Genomic DNA, 16,538 nt, shown 5'->3' on the forward strand with positions numbered 1-16,538 from the left:
GAGGATTCGCTGCGTAAGTCGAGGGTGGTTCGGCATGATGGCCGGTTGGCGAGGACGGGACGGCCGAAGGCCGAGCTGGTGCTGACCGATGACGAGCGCGAGACGTTGACACGCTGGGCGAGACGCCGGACGTCCTCCCAGGCGCCGGCTCTGCGGTGCCGGATTGTGCTGGAGAGTGCAACGGGCGCTTCGAACAGGGATGTTGCGGCCCGGCTGGGCGTGGAGGCGCATACGGTGAGCCGGTGGCGGACCCGGTGCGTGCGGGGCCGGCTGGAGGGCCTGACCGACGAGCCGCGTCCGGGCGGCCCCAGGAAGATCACCGACGAGCAGGTCGAGGAAGTGGTCGTCAAGACGCTGGAGGCCACGCCCAAGGACGCCACGCATTGGTCGACGCGGTCGATGGCCAGGGAAGTAGGGCTGTCGCAGTCGGCCATCGCACGGATCTGGCACACTTTCGGCTCTCAAGCCGCACCTGGTGGGCACGTTCAAGCTCTCGAAGGATCCGCAGTTCATCGAGAAGGTCCGTGACGTGGTCGGGCTGTATCTCGCCCCGCCCGAGCATGCGCTGGTGCTCTGTCGAGCGGTGGTTCGCGCTGCTGACGACGAAGCAGATACGGCGAGGCGTCCACAAGAACGTCCAGGCCCTGGAGAAGGACGCCCGCACCTGGATCAGGACCTGGAACCAAGACCCGAAACCCTTCGTCTGGACGAAGACCGCGGACGAGATCCTCGAACGCCTCGCCGGATATCTGAACCGTACTCCTGACTCAGGACACTAGTCCTGATCAGAACGGCAGGGCCTAGAACACCGGCGTACCGTTGCGCGTCAGCTTCCAGTCCACCGACGCGAAGTCCTTCGGGTCCAGCACACCCTTCGCGGTCACCCACTCCGCGATCCGGGTCCGGATCTCCGTCGACTCCGACCACAGCTCCTGAGCCGACGCGACATGCGGGAACGCGCCACCGCCGTTGGCCCGGTAGTTGTTCACGGCGAACACGAACTTCTGGGCGTCGTCGAGAGCGGCCCCGCCGAAGGCCAGGTTCTTGATCCGCGAACCCGCCGCCGACGCGATGTCGATCTCGTACGACAGCCCCGACACATAGTCGTAGTTGTAGTCGGGGCGGTTGCCCGCGTTCGTCAGCTTCTCCACGTCGACGGCAGCGTCCGGCGCGGTCTGCACGAAGTACTCTGCGGAATACTCCAGGTACGCCTTGATCTGCGCGCCCGTCATCAGCTTCGCGACCAGCGTGTTGTCGTACACGTACAGGCTCGACAGATCCCGGATGGTCACATCGCCGGCCGGGATCTCGGAGGTCCGGGAGAACGGCGACGCCTGGGAGAGCACCGGCAGCGAGGCATGCTCCGTGCCCGCCAGCGCCGCCTTCACCACATCCTCCTGAACCTTGGTGATCAGATCGATGATCGGGGCGTCCTTGTAGCGGGCGTCGACCGTCGTCAGCTTCTCGGTCGCCGTGCCCACGACCTGGTTGACGTACTCCACGACGATGTCGTGGTCGTCCTTCAGCAGCTTGGAGATCTTCGGGTCGTCGGCGACCGTCTTCGAGTCGCGCACCGACGCCTTGACCGCCTCGACCTTCCAGCAGCCCCTGTCGAGAACCAGCTCGAAATCGAACAGGGACAGCCGCTGAGCGTAGCACAGCGGCTCCGACAGCACGACGGTCTTCCCCGTCTTCTCGTTCTTCACCAGCAGCTCCGCGATCTCCGTGTGCGCGTGCCCCACGAGGATCGCGTCGATGCCCGGCACCTGCTGAGCCACCAGCGCCGCCGAGTTCTCGATGTACGGCAGCTGATCACCGTACGACGACGTCCCCGACGAACCCGAGTGCGCCGACACGACCACTACGTCCGCGCCCATCGAGCGCAGCTTCGGCACCCACTTCGCGGCCTGCTCCTCCAGACCGGGGAACACCATCTTGCCCTCGACGTACGCCTTGTCCCAGATCGCGATGCCGGGGTTGGTCAGACCGAGGACCGCGACCTTGACCGGCGGGGCACCCGGCACCCGGAACTTCTTGATGAAGTACGGCGGGAAGGCGGGCTTCAGCGTCTTCGCGTCCAGCGCGTTGGCACCCAGCAGCGGGAAGTGGCACTGGTCCTCGAACTTGCGCAGCGTCTCGATGCCGTAGTTGAACTCGTGGTTGCCGAGGGCCACCGCGTCGTACCCTATTGCGTTCATCGCCGCCGCCATCGGGTGGACCGGACCGCCCTTGGCGGTGATCGGGTCGACCTTGGCGTAGTAGTAGGTCAGCGGGGTGCCCTGGATGGTGTCGCCCGCGTCGATGAGCATCGTGTTGCGGCGGCCCTTCTCCGCCCGCACCTGATTCACCAGCGTCGAGACCCGCGCCAGGCCCTTCGCATTGCCCTTGGCATCGGAGTACTCCGCGTCCTTGAAGTAGTCCCAGTTGAAGATGTTGCCGTGCAGATCGGTCGTGCCCATCACCGTCAGCGCGTACCGCTTCCGCGGGCGGGAGCCCTTCGCCGGCTCGGCCGCCTGGGCCGCCGGCGTACCCACCGCACCGGCCACAGCCACCCCCGCTCCGGTCACGGCAGACTTCTTCAGGAACTTCCGGCGGTCCAACGGCATGTGCATCTCCCACGGGGAACGGCCAACAACGCGCGTAGATTCTGACCTGAGCATGGCGAGCAGCAACAGCCCCCGCAGGTTTCGATCTGATGACCAGTAGGGGCCGTAACCAAGCAAGCAATGACAGAGTGGGACGTATGACCGCGCCCTCACAGGAACAACCGCCCCCCACCCCCTACGGCACCCCCGACGCCCCCCGCATCGCCGTCCGCGGCGAAGCCCACCTCGAAGTCGACCCCGAAATCGCCCGCATCGGCATCACCGTCACCTCCCGCGGCAAAGACCGCGGCACCGCCCTGGACGACCTCACCCGCCGCAACGCAGGCGTCCTCGACCTCATCAAGACCTACGGCGACGCCGTCGAACGACTGGAGACCGGCGCCCTCTCCCTCAGCCCCGAACTAAAAGACAAAGGCCGCGGCGAACGCGTCCACGCCTACCACGGACACGTCCACATCACCGCCGCACTCACCGACTTCACCGCCCTCGGCGAACTCACCACCCGCCTGGCCGACTTGGAACTCACCCGAGTAGACGGCCCCTCGTGGGCACTACGCCCCGACTCACCCGCCCACCGAGAAGCACGACAGCAAGCCGTACGAGAAGCAGTACAACGCGCCCGGGAATACGCCGAAGCACTCGGAACCTCCCTGGCCGCACTCGTGGAACTCGCCGACACCGGCACCGAGAACCCCCCACCACCCCCCGCCGGCGGCCGAATGCGCTCCATGGCCTACGGCACCCCAGAAGACACCACGGCCACCCCGCTCGACCTCGAACCCCAGCGCCAGCACGTCCACGCCGAGGTGAACGCCCGATTCACCATGACGCCACCCCAACTATGACCGCCAAGCCCCCCACAAAGCGCATCCCCCCGGCGGGGTACCCCGAATTGCTCAAAGGAGCGCCCCACCGCACAACTCAACACTTGTCAATGGCCCTTCATGCAAAGGTCGTTGGGCAGTCACACGCCACCAATTCTCTACCCGCCGGTAAGTCATAGAGTCGAAACATGCGCCGAGCAAAGATCGTCTGCACCCTGGGCCCCGCCACCGACTCCTACGACCAGATAAAGGCACTGGTCGACGCCGGAATGGACGTAGCCCGATTCAACCTCAGCCACGGCACCCACGCCGAACACGAGGAGCGCTACCAACACGTGCGCAAGGCCTCCGACGAGACCGGCCGCAGCGTCGGCATCCTCGCCGACCTTCAAGGCCCGAAGATCCGCCTCGGCCGCTTCACCGAAGGCCCCGTACTCCTTGAACGCGGAGACACCTTCACCATCACCGTCGAAGAAGAGGCCGAAGGCGACCGCCACCAGTGCGGAACCACCTACGCCGGCCTCGCCGCCGACGTCACCCCCGGCGAACGCATCCTCGTCGACGACGGCAAAGTCACCCTCGAAGTCACCTCCATCGACGGCCCCCACGTCCACACCACAGTCGCCGAAGGCGGCATGGTCTCCGACCACAAAGGCCTCAACCTCCCCGGCGTCGCGGTATCCGTCCCCGCACTCTCCGAGAAGGACGAAACAGACCTCCGCTGGGCGCTGCGCACCGGCTTCGACGTCATCGCCCTCTCCTTCGTCCGCTCCGGCCGCGACATCGAAGACGTCCACCGCATCATGGACGAAGAAGGCCGCCGCCTCCCGGTCATCGCCAAGGTGGAAAAACCGCAGGCCGTCGACGCGATCGACGACATCGTGGCCGCCTTCGACGGCATCATGGTCGCGCGAGGCGACCTCGGCGTCGAAATGCCACTGGAGCAAGTCCCGATCGTCCAGAAACGCGCCATCAAACTGGCCAAGCGCAACGCCAAACCGGTCATCGTCGCCACCCAGATGCTCGACTCCATGATCGACAACGCCCGCCCCACCAGAGCCGAGGCGAGCGACGTCGCCAACGCCGTCATCGACGGCACAGACGCCGTGATGCTCTCCGGCGAGACAAGCGTCGGCAAATACCCCATCGAGACGGTCCAGACGATGGCCAAGATCGTCGAAGCCGCCGAGGAAGACATCCTCACCAAGGGCCTACCACCCCTGACCGACCGCAACAAACCCCGCACCCAAGGCGGCGCCGTCGCCCGCGCGGCAGCCGAAATCGGCGACTTCCTCGGCGCCCGCTTCCTCGTCGCCTTCACCCAGTCAGGCGACACCGCCCGCCGCCTGTCCCGCTACCGCTCCCCGATCCCACTCCTCGCCTTCACCCCGGAACCCGCCACACGCTCCCAGCTGACCCTGACCTGGGGCGTGGAGACATTCCTCGGCCCACACGTCGACTCGACGGACGCCATGGTCGATCAGGTGGACGAACTGCTCCTGAAGTACGGCCGCTGCAAGAAGGGCGACACGGTCGTCATCACGGCGGGCTCACCGCCCGGAGTGTCGGGCTCGACGAACATGGTGCGAGTGCATCACATCGGGGAGGACGACAGCCCGAAGTAGCGGGCGAGGGCCCCTCTTGAAGTTGAGGAGGGGCCCTTTGTGGTGGTCAGTGCTTGGGGCCTACGTGGGTGTCCATGAGGGCTACGGAGGCATTGCGGGCGATGGAGATGTTGAACGGGTCACTGCCGCGGGCGAGGGTGGTCCACTCGACGCCGACCTTGTCGAGGGCGTCCGTGAAGAGCTTCCTGATGTCGTATGACTTGTTGGTGAAGAAGTAGCGCGGATACTCGTAGCGCTTGCGCTCACCGGCGACCAGTCGAGTGGTCCAGTTGGTGATACGGCAGCCATCGGAGTGGATGAGGCCGCGGATGAACTCCCAGGGGTGCGCGTCGACGATGTCCTGTTGCCAGGGGTCGAGGGTGATGGTGCGCTCATGCTTCTTGCCTGGCCCGTGCTGAGGGAACAGGCAGTGCAGGTGCTTTGAGTACACCTTCACGTTGCGGCAGCCGATCTTGCGGACCCGGCAGACGGAGTTGTCGGGGAAGACCGCGCGCATGGCCTGCTCGCAGGCGTTCATCAGCCCGGGCCACGATTCGTCGCACGCGATCATAAGGTTGGGTGCCCGGTGCTCGGAGTAGTGACTGATGTGGCCGTCGCCCAAGTAGAGACCGAGCAAGTAGCTGTACGCCACCGTGTCGAGGTCTCGGCCATCGCATCGCGGGCACTTCGGATCGTGCTTCCCTGGGCACTCGCCGCGTTTCGCACGGTCCAGGTGTTTCCAGTACGCGATGGTGCCCGGTGGGACATCAAGTGTGCGAGCGACTTCTGCGTTCCTGACGCCGCCGCGTAGGAGCGCGAGTGCCTTCTGTCGTACTTCAGTGCCATGGAAGGTCATGCGGCCACTCTGAGTCACCGATCGTGACCACATGCAGTAAAAAGCGGATGTTCACGAGAACGTGAACATCCGCTTTCTTGGTGCCGGGTATGGGATTCGAACCCACACGTCCTTGCGGACAGAGGTGTTTGAGACCTCCGCGTCAACCAGTTGCGCCAACCCGGCGAGAGTGGCTGCACGGAAGCATACCGGGTCACTGTAGCGACCTGCAGCTAGGTAGGCTCTTGTCAGCAGCACCCCTGCCCCTGAACGAGGAGCCCCCGTGACCGCCCCCGAGTCGCCCCAGCCCGTAGACGCGCCCGACGACGACAAGTCGCACGTGCCTCCGCTGACGACCCGTGTCGTCATCGCCGAGGACGAGGCACTGATCCGGCTCGATCTCAAAGAGATGCTCGAGGAAGAGGGCTACACCGTCGTCGGTGAGGCCGGTGACGGTGAGCAGGCCGTCGAGCTGGCCCGTGAGCACCGCCCTGACCTGGTCATCCTCGATGTGAAGATGCCGAAGCTGGACGGGATCTCCGCGGCCGAGAAGATCGCTGAGGAGAGCATCGCGCCGGTGCTGATGCTGACGGCGTTCTCGCAACGGGATCTGGTGGAGCGGGCTCGGGACGCGGGTGCCATGGCGTACCTGGTGAAGCCGTTCAGCAAGAGTGATGTCGTGCCGGCGATCGAGATGGCCGTCTCGCGTTTCACGGAGTTGAAGGAGCTGGAGAAGGAGGTCGCTGACCTCACCCTGCGCCTGGAGACGCGCAAGCTGGTGGACCGGGCGAAGTCGGTTCTTCAGACGCAGTACGGGTTGACCGAGCCGGCGGCGTTCCGCTGGATCCAGAAGACTTCGATGGATCGTCGGATGTCGATGCAGCAGGTCGCGGAGGCGGTCATTCAGGATGCCGAGGAGAAGAAGGCTGCCAAGGGCTGATTTCGCGCGAGTGGCTTGAGTGAGGCCCGTGCCCCTGACCGGGGGGGCACGGGCCTCATTCGTTGCAGAGGGTGATCAGTCCTCGCCGAGGTACGCCTTGCGTACCGACTCGTCGTGCAGGAGGTCCTGTCCGGAGCCGGAGAGGACGATCTTGCCGACCTCCATGACGTGGCCGTGGTCGGCGAGGGAGAGCGCGGCCTGGGCGTTCTGCTCGATGAGCAGGATGGTGGTGCCCGCGGACTTGAGCTCCTGGATGGTCGCCATGATCTTCTGCATCATGATCGGGGAGAGGCCCATGGAGGGCTCGTCGAGCATGAGCAGCTTGGGGCGGGACATGAGCGCCCGTCCCATGGCGAGCATCTGCTGCTCACCGCCGGACAGGGTGCCCGCGGCCTGCTTGCGGCGCTCCCCGAGGATGGGGAACAGGTCGTAGGCGCGCTGGATGTCCTTCTCGATGCCCTCCTTGTCTGAGCGCAGGAAGGCGCCGAGGCGGAGGTTGTCCTCGATCGTCATGCGGGGGAAGATGTGCCGCCCCTCGGGGGAGTGGGCGAGTCCCAGTGAGACGACCTTGTGGGCGGGGATCTTCTTCAGCGACTTGCCGTCGAACTTGATCTCGCCGGACAGCGGCTGGAGCAGACCCGACAGGGTGCGCAGGGTGGTGGTCTTGCCGGCGCCGTTGGTGCCGATGAGGGTGACGACCTCGCCTGCGTTCACCTTGAACGAGATGCCTTTGACGGCCTCGATCTTGCCGTAGGCGACCCTGAGGTCCTCGACCTCGAGCAGTGCGGTCACTTGTCGTCCCCTTCCGTGGTGCTCTGCGCGTCGGCCTCCGCAGCCTCGACTTCGGCGGCTTCCGCCGCGCCCGGCGCGCCCTCGAAGGGCGTACCGAGGTAGGCGGCGATGACGCGCTCGTCGGCCTGGACGACCTCGGCGGGGCCCTCGACGATCTTCTCGCCTTGGACGAGCACGGCGACCCGGTCGCAGAGGTTCATGATGAACCGGATGTCGTGCTCGATGACGAGGACGGCGATGCCCTGGTCCCGGATGGCGAAGATGAGTTCTTCGGCGGCCCGGGTTTCCTGCGGGTTCATGCCGGCGGTGGGCTCGTCGAGGAGGAGCAGGCCGGGCTCGCTCGCGAGGGCCCGGGCGATTTCCAGCTTGCGCTGTTCGCCGTAGGGCAGGTTGCGGGCGAGGTGGTCGGCCTTGGCGGCGAGGCCGGTGAACTCCAGGAGTTCCATGGCGCGGGCGCGGGACGCCTCTTCGGCTTTTTTGAAGCCGGGCAGGCGCAGGAGGGCTGACCAGAGGCCTTCCTTGGTGCGGGTGTGCCGTCCGACCAGGACGTTTTCCAGAACGGTCATGTTGGCGAAGAGCCGGATGTTCTGGAAGGTTCGGGCGATGCCGGCCTGGGTGACGAGGTGTGGCTTGGGTGGCAGGACGGTGCCTTTGTAGGCGACTTTGCCTTCGGTCGGCACGTAGAGGCCGGTGAGGCAGTTGAAGAAGGTTGTCTTGCCGGCGCCGTTGGGGCCGATGAGGCCGACGATTTCGCCGGTGTTGACGGTGAGGTCGACGTCGCGGACGGCGGTCAGGCCGCCGAAGCGCATGGTGACGCCGCTTGCGTCGAGCACCGTTGTGGTGGTGGGTGCGGTTGTGGTGGTGGTCATGGCGGTCACGCCCCTGCCTTCGCGACGCCGGTCGCGCCTTCGGGCAATGGCTTGTCCTCCGGTACGTCGAGCTGTCCGGTCTCGTGGAATTCGAGCTGCTTCCTGCGGTCGGCGACCAGGCCCTCGGGGCGGAAGCGCATCAGGAACATCAGCGCGATGCCGAAGAGGAGCAGTTGGTATTCGGCCATGAACTGGAGCTTGGCCGGGATGAGGTAGAGCAGCGCGGCGCCGATGAGCGGGCCGCTGATGGTGCCCATGCCGCCGAGGATGACGGCGGCGAGCAGGAAGGCCGAGTTCGGGGGTACGGAGCCGGCGAACTGGTACTGCTCGGGGGTGACGCTGTAGGACACGTGTGCCTGGACGGTGCCGGCGAGGCCGGCGAGGGCGGCGCCGAGTGCGAAGGCGAGGAGCTTGAGGCGGAAGCCGTTGATGCCCATGGCGGTGGCGGCGGTTTCGTCTTCGCGGATGGCGACCCAGGCGCGGCCGATGCGGGATTCCGCGGAGCGGCGGAAGACCATGACGACGATTGCCGTGAACAGCAGCATCAGCAGGTAGTAGTTGGCGGAACGGGTGAGTTCGTGGCCGAGGACGTTGTGTGGGACTCCGAGGTTGAATCCGAAGATCTCCAGGTCGGGGATCTGGGGGATGCCGTTGGAGCCGTTGGTGACGTCGGGGCCGCTGTTGCCGTTCAGGTTGTTCATGGTGATGCGGAAGATCTCACCGAAGCCGAGCGTCACGATGGCGAGGTAGTCGCCGCGCAGTCGCAGGGTGGGGGCACCGATCACCACGCCGAAGATCAGCGAGGCGAGGGCGCCGGTGAGGACGGCTGCCCAGAAGGGGAACTTGACGCCGATGGTGGAGGCGGGGGAGCCGGAGACCAGTGCGGCGGCGTAGGCGCCGACGCCGAGGAAGGCGACGTAGCCGAGGTCGAGGAGGCCGGCGAGGCCGACGACGACGTTGAGGCCCAGGGCGACCGTGGCGAAGATGAGGATGTTTGCGCCGATGAGGGCGAACTGGTCGTTGGTCTGGGTGAAGGGGAAGCAGATCGCTGCTGCGAACGCCGCGCCGAGGGTGACGTTGCGGTGCTTGGCGGTCAGTGCTGACAGTCGCTTCAGGAGGCCGGCGCGGGTGACGGCGGTGAAGCCGAATGCGGCGACGATGAGGAAGCCGATGAACAGTTCGGAGTATTCGGTGCCGATGCCGTACGAGAAGACGTACAGGCCGACGCCGAAGCCTGCGGCGATGATGAGGATTTCCACCCAGGAGGGCAGTTCCTTGGCTCGGCCGGGTTCGGGGGCGGTGAGTGAGTGGCGGATTCGGCCCCAGAGTCCGGGGGTGGGGTCCGAGGCGTCGTAGGGCTTGTCGACGGGGAGGCCGAGGGCGCCGATGAGGGCGACCAGGGCGCCGATGCCGGAGACCCAGGCGCCGGGCTCGAGGTTGACGAGTCCGCCGAGTTCTTGGGTGATGGCGCCGATGGCGTAGCCCGTGGTGCCGAACACGCCGAGGGCGGCGAGCAGGACGGGGCTGTTCTTGCCGCCGGGGGTGAGCCAGCCGAGGCCGCGGATGCCGTAGCCGGAGAGGGCGAACAGCAGGGTGAGCAGGGAGCCGAAGAGGGTGAGGACCTGGAGGCCGCCCGGGTAGCCGGTGACGGTGAGGTTGCCGGGGAATTCCTCGGTCCAGGTCCAGGCGAGGAAGGTGCCTATGAGGGCAAGGGCGGAGCCGGCGACGGTCAGTCCGCGTGCCGCGGCGTGCGGCAGCGGGATGATGGGGGTGGCCGGGGCGGTGGACACCTTGGGGGTGTCGGTGGTCTTGTCCATGGGGATTTCGGTGGTCATGGGTATCACGCCCGATCCGCGACGCGTTCGCCGAGCAGGCCTTGTGGTCTGAACAGCAGGACGAGGATGAGGAGGCTGAACGCCCACACGTCCTTCCAGGCTCCGCCGCCGAAGAGTTCCATGCCGGGGATGTCGCCGACGTAGCCGGTGGCGAGGGATTCGGCGACGCCGAGGACGATGCCGCCGAGCATGGCGCCGTAGATGTTGCCGATGCCGCCGAGGACGGCTGCGGTGAAGGCCTTGAGGCCCATCAGGAAGCCCATGCGGAAGCCGACCTGGCCGTTTTTCAGGCCGTAGGCGACGGCGGCGATGGCGGCGAACGCGGCACCGATGGCGAAGGCCATGACGATGATGCGGTCGGTGTTGATGCCCATGAGTTTTGCGGTGTCGGGGTCCTGGGCGGTGGCCTGCATGCCGCGGCCGGAGCGCGTCTTGGTGACGAACAGGCCGAGGGCGATCATGCAGAGCGGGGCGGCGATGAGGACGAAGAGGTCACCGCGCTGGATGTTGGCGCCGAGGATTTCGATGGGGTCGCCGTGGAACTGCGGGAAGGGGACGTCCTTCTTCGCGTCCGGGTACCACATCCATACGGCCTGCTGGAGGACGATGGACAGGCCGATGGCGGTGATGAGTGGTGCCAGTCGTGGCGCTGTGCGCAGTGGCCGGTAGGCGAAGCGTTCCGCCGCGGTGCCGACGGCGACCGAGACGAGGACGCCACCGATGATCATGAGGGGGACTGCTGCCCCGAGGCCGAAGCCGTCGGGGAGGACCAACCAGATGGTGAGGGCCCCGAAGCCTCCGACCATGAAGATCTCGCCGTGGGCGAAGTTGATGAGCTGGACGATGCCGTAGACCATCGTGTAGCCGATCGCGATGAGTCCGTACATCGCGCCGAGGATGAGTCCATTGGCCAGCTGTTGCGGCAGTTCGTTCACCGCAGGGCCTCCGTGGAGTGGTTCGGATATGGCGCCGCGCGGGAGCGCTGGTGGGCACTTCCCGCGCGGCCTGGATCAATGTGTGAGTGGGATGGGCTTCTCTGACTCGTCCTTCGTCAGCCGAGCTTGGGTTCGCCGCTGAACTCCGGCGCCCAGGCGTTGTCCTTGACCTTGTATGCGGTCATGGTGTGGTTGGTGGTGTCACCGAACTCGTCGAAGGAGATGGTGCCGGTGACGCCGTCGAACTTGACCTTGGCCATGGCGTCCAGGACGGCCTTGCGGCCGTCGGAGGGAACCTTGCCGTCGTTGCCTTCGACGGCCAGCTTGACGGCCTCGATGATGGCCCAGGTGGCGTCGTAGGTGAGGCCGCCGTAGGCCTCGTAGTCGTCCTCGTAGCCGCCCGCCTCGTAGTCCTTGATGAACGTCTTGGCGGAGTCGAGCTGCTCGACGGGCTTGCCCACGGAGGTGGCGAGGTCGCCTTCGGCCTTCTTGTTCAGCTTCGGGAACTCGCCGGAGTAGATGCCGTCGCCGCCCATGAGCGGGATGTTCTGGCCGCTGTCCTTGAGCTGCTGGCTGAGCGGGCCGGCGGCCGGGTACTCGCCGCCGTAGTAGAGGGCCTGGGCGCCGGTCTTCTTGATCTTGGCGACGACGGCGTTGAAGTCGCGGTCGTCGGGGTTGATGTGGTCGGTGCCGACGATCTGGCCGCCGAACTTGGTGAAGTTCGTCTTGAAGGAGGCGGCGAGGCCGGCGCCGTAGGTCTTCTGATCGTCAATCAGGTAGACCTTCTTGAGCTTGGCCTTGTTGTACAGGTAGTCGGCCGCGAAGGCGCCCTGGATCTCGTCCGTGGTGGCGGTGCGGAAGAAGGTCTTGAACTGGCGGACCGAGTCGCCGGTCTTCCAGCCGTCGCCCTGGGTCAGCTCGGTGCCGGTGTTGGCGGGGGAGACCTGGGTCAGGCCGGCGTCGTTGAACGGCTTCTGCATCTGCTGCGAGACGCTGGAGTTCAGCGGGCCGACGACGCCGAGGACGTCCTTGTTGCTGATGAACTTCTGGGCGTTCTGCTGGCCGACGGAGGGCTGCGCCTGGTCGTCGAGGGCTTCGATCTTGAACTCGACGCCCTTGACGAACTCCTTCTTGTTGGCCGTCTTGGCGGCCAGGTCGGCGGAGTTCTTCATACCGAGGCCGAGGGCCGACAGGTCGCCGGTCAGCGGGGCGTCGAGGCCGATCACTACTGTGGTCTTGTCGCCGTTGCTGCTGCCGCCGTCGTCGTCACGCGACCCACATGCCGTGAGTGTCAGCGATCCCGCCGCGAGCGCGGCGGTTATGGCGATGATCGAACGTTGACGCACGAATCAGGTCCTTTCCCTGGCACGGCGGTTCCCCGTGGAACGCGCCGAGTCGAGCGCTGGGCCGAAGTGACTTCGAATCCGATGGCTCGGTGACTGGCCGTGACTCTAAGCGTGTGTGGGGAACATGGAGGAGGCTCTGACCAAGGCTGTGACGCTCTTGTTATGACACGACGTATTCCTGAGCGGTACTCCGTGGGGGGAACGGAGGATTTCCAGCCGATTCGCCCTGTCCACATAGTGAGAACTCGCAGCGTTCGCGCGTAGCTTCTTCACGAGTGTTCACAAGTTTTGGTGATTACCGGGTCCGCCGCCGGAGGTTACCAGGGGCGCTCCCGGGGCCTGCGGGAAAGGTGATCATCGAGGGAGAGTCGGCCGCTTTCATTGCAGCCGCATTACACAGAGTTACGCGAGTGAAAGGAGTTCGGCGCGCCTCCCCTTTTTCGTGTAGGGGGCACGAAAGTGGAATTGCCGATTGTCGGACTCAGTCCCATGGACCCCCGGTCGGCTCGCCGTTTCTGTGGCGCTCCACGCGCAACTCAGGTGGCCTGTGGCCGATCAGCCGGCCGATCCGCCCGCCGGCCGCCGCGTCGTCCGCACCCCCACGCCCGGCCCGGGCGGCCTCAACGGCCTTGCGTGATACGGCGCTTGGCCGGACGGACGGGTCCGTCGACCGGTGGTCGATGCGGATGCCGCCGGTCGGTTTTCCGTGCCGGCGGTCCGCTACGACGTTCGTGTGTGGCGGGGACGGTGCGACGTTCGTGTGTGGCGGGGACGGTACGACGCTCGTGCGTGGCCGGGACGGTGAAGTGGCGGACGAGTGAGGGGGGTTGGCGCTCGCCCGCGGTCGGGCAGCGGCGCCGCTCGTGCCCTGGTCCCCGCGGCCGGCCGCCGAGGGGGCGGCCGGCAGGGCCGGTGCGGGTGCGGCCCCCGTCCGGCGCGCTCCTGCCGTAGTCATGCCCTGACGGTATGCCGCCGGGCGCTCGGGTTCAACGCCGGGGTGGTGTACGGGAGTTGACCGGTCCGCGCCGGCCGCCCCACGCTCGGGGCGGCGACACCTCCGTCGTCCCGGTGCGGCGACCCCCGGGGTCCCGGTGCCGGCCTCAGTTCGCCGGACGGACGCGCTCCTCGTCGCTCGGGTTCACGTCCCGCAGCATGCAGGTCAGCCGCGCGGTGCACACGCGCCGCTCCTGCTCGTCACTGATCACGATCTCGTACGTCGCGGTCGAGCGGCCCCGGTGCAGCGGTGTGGCCACGCCGGTGACCAGGCCGGAGCGGGCGCCCCGGTGATGGGTGCAGTTGAGGTCGACACCCACCGCGATCTTGGAGGTGCCGCCGTGCAGCATCGACCCCACCGACCCCAGCGTCTCGGCGAGGACGGCCGAGGCGCCGCCGTGCAGCAGCCCGTACGGCTGGGTGTTCCCCTCCACCGGCATGGTCCCGACGACGCGCTCGGCGGAGGCTTCCACGATCTGGACGCCCATGCGCGTCCCGAGGTGTCCGGCGGAGAACAGGGCCTGGAGGTCGACGCCGAGCGCGGCGTACTCGTCGATGACCTGTTGCGGGAACTTCACGTGCTGCTGCTCGCCCATGGGGCCCGGCTCCGTTCGTCGTGATCACTCGGTGTCGTCGTCAGCGGAGTGACGTCGACTGAGCAAACGCTCAGTCGGTCGCCGATTGTTCCAGACGCACGATCACGGACTTGCTGGCCGGGGTGTTACTGGTGTCCGCGGTGGCATCCAGCGGGACCAGGACGTTGGTCTCCGGGTAGTAGGCGGCTGCGCAGCCCCTCGCCGTCGGGTAGAGCACCACCCGGAAGCCGGGCGCGCGCCGCTCGACGCCGTCCTTCCACTCGCCGACCAGATCGACGTACGAGCCGTCGGCGACGTTCAGCCGCCGGGCGTCCTCGGGGTTGATCATGACGACCCGGCGGCCGTTCCTGATCCCCCGGTAACGGTCGTCCAGGCCGTAGATCGTGGTGTTGTACTGGTCGTGCGAGCGCAGCGTCTGCAGCAGCAGCCGGCCCTCGGGGACCTCGGGGTACTCCACCGGCGCCGCGGTGAAGTTGGCCTTGCCGGTGGCCGTCGGGAAGCGCCGCTCGTCGCGCGGGGCGTGGGGGAGCGTGAAGCCGCCGGGGCGGGCCACGCGCGCGTTGAAGTCCTCGAAGCCGGGGATCACACGCGCGATACGGTCCCGGATCGTCGCGTAGTCCTTCTCGAACTCCTCCCAGGGCGTGGCGCTGTTCTCGCCCAGCACGCGGCGTGCCAGCCGGCAGACGATGGCCGGCTCCGACAGCAGATGCGCGCTCGCGGGCTCCAGCCGGCCACGGGAGGCGTGCACCATGCCCATGGAGTCCTCGACGGTCACGAACTGCTCGCCGCCGCCCTGGAGATCGCGCTCGGTGCGGCCGAGGGTGGGCAGGATCAGCGCGCGGGCGCCGGTGACGGCGTGCGAGCGGTTCAGCTTCGTCGACACGTGCACGGTCAGCCGGGCGCGCCGCACGGCCGCCTCGGTGACGTCGGTGTCGGGTGTGGCGGCCACGAAGTTTCCGCCCATCGCGAAGAAGACCTTCGCCTCACCGTCGCGCAGCGCGCGGATGGCCCGTACGACGTCGTAGCCGTGCTCGCGCGGCGGCGCGAAGCCGAACTCCTTCTCCAAGGCGTCCAGGAACGCCGGGGCGGGCCGCTCGAAGATGCCCATCGTGCGGTCGCCCTGCACGTTCGAGTGGCCGCGCACCGGGCACACGCCCGCGCCGGGCCGGCCGATGTTGCCGCGCAGCAGAAGGAAGTTGACGACCTCGCGGATGGTCGGCACGGAGTGCTTGTGCTGGGTCAGGCCCATGGCCCAGCAGACGATGGTGCGCCGCGAGGCGAGGACCATCGTCATGGCCTTGTCGATGTCCTCGCGGGTGAGACCCGTCGCCGTCAGCGTCTCGTCCCAGTCGGCCGCGCGGGCGGCCTCGGCGAACTCCTCGTAGCCATGCGTGTGCTCGCGGACGAACTCCTCGTCGACCGCGCCCTCGGTCTCAAGGACCAGCTTGTTGAGCAGACGGAACAGGGCCTGGTCGCCGCCGATGCGGATCTGGAGGAACAGATCGGTCAGCGCGGCGCCCTTGAGCATGCCCTGCGGGGTCTGCGGGTTCTTGAACCGCTCCAGGCCGGCCTCGGGCAGCGGGTTCACGGTGATGATCTTCGCCCCGCCGGCCTTGGCCTTCTCCAGGGCGGAGAGCATGCGCGGGTGGTTCGTCCCCGGGTTCTGCCCGGCGACGATGATCAGGTCCGCCTTGTAGAGGTCCTCCAGCAGGACGCTGCCCTTGCCGATGCCGATGGTCTCGGAGAGGGCGGATCCGGACGACTCGTGGCACATGTTCGAGCAGTCCGGCAGGTTGTTCGTGCCGAGCTCGCGCGCGAACAGCTGGTAGAGGAACGCCGCCTCGTTGCTGGTGCGCCCGGAGGTGTAGAAGACTGCCTCGTCGGGGGAGCCGAGGCCGGTGATCTCCTCGCCGATGATGTCGAAGGCGCGCTCCCAGGTCACCGGCTCGTAGTGGGTGCCGCCCTCCGGCAGATACATGGGGTGGGTGAGCCGCCCCTGCTGCCCCAGCCAGTAGCCGCTCCGGTTCGCCAGGTCGGCCACCGGGTGCGCGGCGAAGAACTCCGGCGTGACCCGTCGCAGGGTCGCCTCCTCGGCCACCGCCTTCGCGCCGTTCTCGCAGAACTCCGCCTTGTGCCGGTGGTCGGGCTCCGGCCAGGCGCAGCCCGGGCAGTCGAAGCCGTCCTTCTGGTTGACCCGCAGCAGGGTCAGCGCGGTGCGCTTCACGCCCATCTGCTGCTGCGCGATCCGCAAGGTGTGCCCGATGGCCGGCAGCCCCGCCGCCGCGTGCTTCGGCTCGGCTACCTGGGGCGCGTCCTGGACCGGATCACCCTTGGGCGGCTTGGTGGCCATCGCGCACTCTCCT

The 16,538-nt window shown here is 67.2% G+C and carries 12 protein-coding genes, 1 tRNA gene and 1 pseudogene; 4 read left to right on the forward strand and 10 right to left on the reverse strand.

Annotated elements, in window-relative coordinates; all coding sequences use genetic code 11:
• Window positions 1-45 precede the first annotated feature (45 nt).
• Window positions 46-779: pseudogene (locus ACHBTE_RS23670) on the forward strand (IS630 family transposase).
• A 21-nt stretch (window positions 780-800) separates the two neighbouring features.
• Here ACHBTE_RS23670 and ACHBTE_RS23675 read toward each other — a convergent pair.
• A complete protein-coding gene (locus tag ACHBTE_RS23675) occupies window positions 801-2,606 on the reverse strand; it encodes a bifunctional metallophosphatase/5'-nucleotidase (protein WP_394726053.1) in 1,806 nt (601 codons plus the stop codon).
• Window positions 2,607-2,743: 137 nt separating this feature from the next.
• Between ACHBTE_RS23675 and ACHBTE_RS23680 the strand changes: the two genes are divergently transcribed.
• Both ACHBTE_RS23680 and pyk read left to right on the forward strand, forming a co-directional pair.
• Entirely contained in the window at window positions 2,744-3,451 is a 708-nt protein-coding gene (locus tag ACHBTE_RS23680) for an SIMPL domain-containing protein (protein WP_394726054.1), read from the forward strand.
• A gap of 167 nt (window positions 3,452-3,618) precedes the next feature.
• On the forward strand, window positions 3,619-5,055 hold the full coding sequence (pyk, locus tag ACHBTE_RS23685; RefSeq protein ID WP_394726055.1) for a pyruvate kinase: 1,437 nt from the start codon (window positions 3,619-3,621) through the stop codon (window positions 5,053-5,055).
• Between the two features lie 46 nt (window positions 5,056-5,101).
• Here pyk and ACHBTE_RS23690 read toward each other — a convergent pair whose 3' ends face one another.
• Window positions 5,102-5,890 (reverse strand): helix-turn-helix domain-containing protein, encoded by a 789-nt coding sequence (locus tag ACHBTE_RS23690; protein ID WP_394726056.1) that lies wholly within the window; start codon window positions 5,888-5,890, stop codon window positions 5,102-5,104.
• Window positions 5,891-5,968: 78 nt separating this feature from the next.
• Window positions 5,969-6,055 (reverse strand) — tRNA-Leu (locus tag ACHBTE_RS23695).
• 97 nt (window positions 6,056-6,152) lie between these two features.
• On the opposite strand from ACHBTE_RS23695, the gene ACHBTE_RS23700 reads away from it, so the two are divergent.
• The gene (locus tag ACHBTE_RS23700; protein WP_394726057.1) at window positions 6,153-6,809 is read left to right on the forward strand and encodes an ANTAR domain-containing response regulator; all 657 of its coding nucleotides are present in this window, start codon (window positions 6,153-6,155) and stop codon (window positions 6,807-6,809) included.
• Between the two features lie 75 nt (window positions 6,810-6,884).
• Here the strand turns inward: ACHBTE_RS23700 and ACHBTE_RS23705 are convergent, their stop codons facing one another.
• The 7 genes from ACHBTE_RS23705 to ACHBTE_RS23735 form a co-directional block, all read right to left on the reverse strand.
• Complete coding sequence (locus ACHBTE_RS23705) at window positions 6,885-7,601, reverse strand: ABC transporter ATP-binding protein (RefSeq protein ID WP_394726058.1); 717 nt, start codon at window positions 7,599-7,601, stop codon at window positions 6,885-6,887.
• Window positions 7,598-8,470, reverse strand: coding sequence for an ABC transporter ATP-binding protein (locus tag ACHBTE_RS23710; RefSeq protein WP_394726080.1), 873 nt, complete (start codon window positions 8,468-8,470; stop codon window positions 7,598-7,600). Before ACHBTE_RS23710 ends, ACHBTE_RS23705 begins: the two co-directional genes overlap by 4 nt.
• Before the next feature lie 5 nt (window positions 8,471-8,475).
• The gene (locus tag ACHBTE_RS23715) at window positions 8,476-10,287 is read right to left on the reverse strand and encodes a branched-chain amino acid ABC transporter permease (RefSeq protein WP_394726081.1); all 1,812 of its coding nucleotides are present in this window, start codon (window positions 10,285-10,287) and stop codon (window positions 8,476-8,478) included.
• Between the two features lie 23 nt (window positions 10,288-10,310).
• Complete coding sequence (locus ACHBTE_RS23720; RefSeq protein WP_394726059.1) at window positions 10,311-11,240, reverse strand: branched-chain amino acid ABC transporter permease; 930 nt, start codon at window positions 11,238-11,240, stop codon at window positions 10,311-10,313.
• Between the two features lie 116 nt (window positions 11,241-11,356).
• Window positions 11,357-12,586: a branched-chain amino acid ABC transporter substrate-binding protein gene (locus ACHBTE_RS23725; RefSeq protein ID WP_394726060.1), complete on the reverse strand. Its 1,230-nt coding sequence runs from the start codon at window positions 12,584-12,586 to the stop codon at window positions 11,357-11,359.
• 1,100 nt (window positions 12,587-13,686) lie between these two features.
• Window positions 13,687-14,175, reverse strand: coding sequence for a PaaI family thioesterase (locus ACHBTE_RS23730; protein ID WP_394726061.1), 489 nt, complete (start codon window positions 14,173-14,175; stop codon window positions 13,687-13,689).
• Between the two features lie 70 nt (window positions 14,176-14,245).
• Window positions 14,246-16,525, reverse strand: a complete 2,280-nt coding sequence (locus ACHBTE_RS23735; protein WP_394726062.1) for an FdhF/YdeP family oxidoreductase — start codon at window positions 16,523-16,525, stop codon at window positions 14,246-14,248.
• Between the last annotated feature and the right edge of the window lie 13 nt (window positions 16,526-16,538).

This window comes from Streptomyces sp. M41, from assembly GCF_043673425.1.
Classification (GTDB): domain Bacteria; phylum Actinomycetota; class Actinomycetes; order Streptomycetales; family Streptomycetaceae; genus Streptomyces.

Excerpts from the sequence above, each read along its gene's own strand:
- pyk (WP_394726055.1), top strand. The coding sequence starts at position 3,619 with ATGCGCCGAGCAAAGATCGTCTGCACCCTGGGCCCCGCCACCGACTCC.
- ACHBTE_RS23710 (WP_394726080.1), bottom strand. The coding sequence starts at position 8,470 with ATGACCACCACCACAACCGCACCCACCACCACAACGGTGCTCGACGCA.
- ACHBTE_RS23675 (WP_394726053.1), bottom strand. The coding sequence starts at position 2,606 with ATGCCGTTGGACCGCCGGAAGTTCCTGAAGAAGTCTGCCGTGACCGGA.
- ACHBTE_RS23735 (WP_394726062.1), bottom strand. The coding sequence starts at position 16,525 with ATGGCCACCAAGCCGCCCAAGGGTGATCCGGTCCAGGACGCGCCCCAG.
- ACHBTE_RS23680 (WP_394726054.1), top strand. The coding sequence starts at position 2,744 with ATGACCGCGCCCTCACAGGAACAACCGCCCCCCACCCCCTACGGCACC.
- ACHBTE_RS23690 (WP_394726056.1), bottom strand. The coding sequence starts at position 5,890 with ATGACCTTCCATGGCACTGAAGTACGACAGAAGGCACTCGCGCTCCTA.
- ACHBTE_RS23730 (WP_394726061.1), bottom strand. The coding sequence starts at position 14,175 with ATGGGCGAGCAGCAGCACGTGAAGTTCCCGCAACAGGTCATCGACGAG.
- ACHBTE_RS23715 (WP_394726081.1), bottom strand. The coding sequence starts at position 10,287 with ATGGACAAGACCACCGACACCCCCAAGGTGTCCACCGCCCCGGCCACC.